Source organism: Mesorhizobium sp. M1A.F.Ca.IN.020.04.1.1 (assembly GCF_003997315.1).
Lineage (GTDB): Bacteria > Pseudomonadota > Alphaproteobacteria > Rhizobiales > Rhizobiaceae > Mesorhizobium.
The window spans coordinates 1-3,865 of the sequence record NZ_RZSN01000301.1; the positions used below are offsets into that span (position 1 = coordinate 1).

Below are 3,865 nucleotides of genomic sequence, written 5' to 3' on the forward strand. Positions count from 1 at the left end.
GACCCGCTCGGCGGCACCAAGGAATTCGTCAACCGCCGCACCGATTTTACCGTCAACATTGCGCTGGTGCGCCACGGCGTGCCGAAAGTCGGCGTCGTGTTCGCGCCTTGCACAGGACGTTTCTTCTCCGGTCGGCCGGGAACGGCGGAAGCGATCGACGTTGACGGCGACTATCGTGTCGCCGGCCGTCGGCCAATCACCGTGCGGGCAGGCGGCACGCCGCTCGCCGTCGTCGCCAGCCGCTCGCACAACACGCCGGAAACCGAAGCCTTCATTCGCGATCTCGGCGCCACCGACATCGTCTCGATAGGCTCGTCGCTGAAATTCTGCCTGCTCGCCGCCGCCGAGGCCGACGTTTATCCGCGCTTCGGTCGCACCATGGAATGGGATACGGCGGCCGGCGATGCGGTGCTGCGCGCCGCCGGCGGCATGACCCGCACGCTGGACGGCCAGCCGCTCCTCTACGGCAAACGCAACCAGGCCGCTGACACGGATTTCGCCAACCCGTCCTTCATTGCGACGGGGAAGGGCGTGGAGGTTTAATCTCCTCCTGAAGGGGGGAGATCAGGCAGCCGCGACCTGCGCCGAGTTCGAGCCGATATAATTGCGGATCGTCTCGATGATCTTGTCCTGGTCGGCTTCGCTGAGGTAGGCGTGCATCGGCAGACAGAGGATCTGCTTCGGCAGCTTTTCCGAAACCGTAAGACCGGTCGGCGTACGCGGATAATCGCGGTAGGCGATTTGTTCGTGCAGCGGCTTCACGTAATAGATGACCGACGGGATGCCTTTTTCGCCGAGATGCGCCTTCAACCCGTCGCGCTTCGGCGTCTCGATGGCATATTGTGCCCAGGCCGAGCGGCCGTGGCCGAGATTGCGTGATGCCTTGACGATGTCGCCAAGCCCGTTGGCGTAACGGTCGGCGACCGCCTGGCGGGCCACCATCTCTTCCTCGAGGATGGCGAGCTTCTCGATCAGGATCGCCGCCTGCAGCGTGTCGAGGCGGGAATTGATGCCGACGCGGATGTTGTCGTACTGCGTCTCGCCCTTGCCGTGGAAGGCGAAGGAGCGCAGCTTGTCGGCGAGCGCAGCATCATTGGTGAACATCGCGCCGCCATCGCCGTAGCAGCCGAGCGGCTTGGCCGGATAGAAGCTGGTCGAGCCGACATGGCCGAAGGCGCCGCACATCGTGCCGTCGGCCGAGCCGCCCATCGACTGGGCGGCGTCCTCGATCACCAGCAGGCTCTCGCGCTTTGCGATCGCCATGATCGCCTCGTAGTCGGCGGCAAGTCCGAACAGGTCGACCGGGATGATCGCCTTCGGCTTCAGCCTTCCTTGCTTCTTGATCATGTCGATCGCCGCCTCGAGGCTGGCGATATCGATGTTGTAGGTGTCGGGATCGACGTCGACGAAGACAGGCTCGGCCTTGGCGAGCGCCACCACTTCGGCCGTCGCGGCGAAGGTGAAGCTTGGCACGAACACGGCATCGCCCGGACCGATGCCGGCCGCAAACAGCGGTAGAAGCAGCGCATCGGTGCCGTTGGCGCAGGCCACCACATGCTTGACGCCGACGTAAGCCGCGAGCTTGTTCTCGAATTCTGCGACTTGCGGGCCGAGGATGTAACGGCCGTCTTCGACCACCGTGTCGATCGCGGCCTTCAGCCGGTCGCGGATTCGTTCGCGCTGCGCGCCAAGATCGATGAACTGCATGTCGGCCTCAGATGCTGCCAGTAAACCGGCCCGCTGGTACCAGACTTGCCACGGCTGAAAAAGCCGCCCATGGCCAGGGCGAATTGCGCAAGTGTCGCAGCCTGTTACCGTTTTTTGCCTGCGCCTTGCCAGAAGAAGCCGGAAATGCGGGCTTCCAAGCGTATTCGAAGCGGCTCTTGTCGCGCTGTTCCGGCCCTTCGAAACATAAAGTGATCGCTCGGGCACGGGCCGCTGGCGAGACCGGGCAACCGATCAGGCGATTTCGTGCCGCCATGGCGGGTTGGCGCCGGCCCGAGATACCGTCACCGCGGCTGCCTTGGCGCCAAGCTCCAGCGCGCTGCGGATGGCTTCCTCCGAGAGGCCGCCGATCGCTGCCTTGGTGAGCAGACCCTGCTCGTGCAGCGAGGCAAGGATGCCGGCATTGAAGGTGTCGCCCGCGCCGACGGTGTCGACCACCTTCACCTTCCGCGGCACCACCGTGACCTTGTGCTCCCTGCTGTAGCCGACGGCGCCTTCGCTGCCATGGGTGACGACGATCAGGCTGGGACCGCGGTCAAGCCAGTTGCGCACGACCTCCTCGTGCGAGCCCGCTTCGTCGAACCAGTTGAGGTCTTCGTCCGACAGTTTGACGATGTCGGCCATCGCCATCATCTTGCGGATGCGCCTCAGATGCTTGGCCTTGTCCGGAATGAAGTTCGGCCGGATGTTGGGGTCGAGCATCATCACCCGGCTGTTGTGCTCGCGCCGCATGAACTCCTCATAGGCCGATCCCGCCGGTTCCGAGATCAGGCTGATCGCGCCGAACAGCATCGCCTCGATCTCGGCGCCGAGCTTCGGCAGGTCCTCGATGGCGAGCATGCGCCCGGCGGTGTTCTCGTCGTAGAACGTATAGCTCGCCTGGCCATCGGTGAGCCGCACGAAGGCGAGCGTGGTCGGCTTGGGCGAGGTGTGCGCATAGGTCGAGCTCACCTTGCTGGCTCCCAGCGCCTCGCGGAGCTGGCCGCCGAACAGGTCGGAGGAGAGACCTGAGAAGAAGCCTGCCGGAGCGCCCAGCCGTCCGAGCGCGACCGCCGTGTTGAACACCGCTCCGCCGACATAAGGCGCGAAGGCCGCTTCGCCTTCCGCTGTCGTGCGCGGCAGCATGTCGATCAGGGCTTCGCCACAGCAGAGGATCATTGTGTCTCGGTTTCCGGCGGATGGATCACGCCCTTACGGATGATGATGTTGGCATAAAGCCTGGGTTCGCTGGTCGCGACGATCGCATGCGCGGCCTTGACGCGTGCATAGAAGTCGGCCCCCGCCAGCGCAATCACCTTGTGCCCCGGCGCGCGTTTGGCGCAGACCGCTTCCATCTCGTGATGCACGGGATCGGCGAGCGCCGGATCGCCTTTGACCGAGGCGCGGAACAGGGCCTCCGGCACCGCCGCATCCACCGGCAGCACGCTCAAAACGGCGTCCAGCACCGGAATGACGGCATGGCCGTCGGCGCGGATCAGCCTGCGCGCCTGTTCCTCGGCCGGATAATTGCCGTCGACGATGGCGATCTCGTCGCCATGGCCCATGGCCCTGAGCGTCGCCAGAAGCTGCGGGCCGAGCAGCGACGGAATGCCGATCAGCATGGTCAGGCGCTCCTGGAAATCGTCGTCGGTCCGATCAGGAAGCGTTCGGAAAGCGGCAGGCTGGCGCCGCCAAGCGCCCGCGCATGGATGCCGACTGTTCCTTCGCGTACGACCGGCAGCTTCAGCCCCTCGGCGTCGATACCGGTGATCGCGTCCGTCACCGCATCGACAAGCCTCCGCCGCACGTCGAGGGGCATCCAGCCGTCGATCACCGCGGCCTCGAAATCGATGACCGACGAGGCGGCAACGATCGCATAGGCCAGCGCTTGTGCAGCACTTGCGATCCAGTCGTCGAGCTCGGCGCCGATCTCGCCCCATTCCTGCGGCGAGGTCCACAGATAGGAGCCGTCGATGCCCTTGGCGCTCAGCGCCTTTTCCAGCATGGCGATCGAGGCGACATCGATAAGCTGTGTCGGCTTGCCGTCCGGCCCGGGCACCGGCATCGAACCCAGGGCGCCGGCATTGCCGGTCGGCCCGCCGAACAGGCGGCCGTTGAGCACGATGCCGGCGGCGGCAAAGGCGCCGATATAGAAATAGAC

General features: G+C 65.3%; 4 protein-coding genes and 1 pseudogene. 1 reads left to right on the top strand and 4 read right to left on the bottom strand.

What is annotated here, in order from left to right; all coding sequences use genetic code 11:
- A partial coding sequence (locus tag EOA49_RS30850; protein WP_281058466.1) for an inositol monophosphatase family protein occupies positions 1–543 on the top strand: 543 nt, incomplete at its 5' end.
- 21 nt (positions 544–564) lie between these two features.
- Here EOA49_RS30850 and EOA49_RS30855 read toward each other — a convergent pair.
- The 4 genes and pseudogenes from EOA49_RS30855 to EOA49_RS30870 all read right to left on the bottom strand — a co-directional run.
- Positions 565–1,707, bottom strand: coding sequence for a DegT/DnrJ/EryC1/StrS aminotransferase family protein (locus EOA49_RS30855; RefSeq protein ID WP_127241329.1), 1,143 nt, complete (start codon positions 1,705–1,707; stop codon positions 565–567).
- Positions 1,708–1,959: 252 nt separating this feature from the next.
- On the bottom strand, positions 1,960–2,883 hold the full coding sequence (locus EOA49_RS30860) for a carbohydrate kinase (protein WP_127241330.1): 924 nt from the start codon (positions 2,881–2,883) through the stop codon (positions 1,960–1,962).
- On the bottom strand, positions 2,880–3,326 hold the full coding sequence (locus tag EOA49_RS30865; RefSeq protein ID WP_067327918.1) for an RbsD/FucU domain-containing protein: 447 nt from the start codon (positions 3,324–3,326) through the stop codon (positions 2,880–2,882). The genes EOA49_RS30860 and EOA49_RS30865 overlap by 4 nt, the downstream gene beginning before the upstream one ends.
- 2 nt (positions 3,327–3,328) lie before the next feature.
- Positions 3,329–3,865: pseudogene (locus tag EOA49_RS30870) on the bottom strand (ROK family protein); the annotation flags it as partial.

Excerpts from the sequence above, each read along its gene's own strand:
- EOA49_RS30855 (WP_127241329.1), bottom strand. The coding sequence starts at position 1,707 with ATGCAGTTCATCGATCTTGGCGCGCAGCGCGAACGAATCCGCGACCGG.
- EOA49_RS30860 (WP_127241330.1), bottom strand. The coding sequence starts at position 2,883 with ATGATCCTCTGCTGTGGCGAAGCCCTGATCGACATGCTGCCGCGCACG.
- EOA49_RS30865 (WP_067327918.1), bottom strand. The coding sequence starts at position 3,326 with ATGCTGATCGGCATTCCGTCGCTGCTCGGCCCGCAGCTTCTGGCGACG.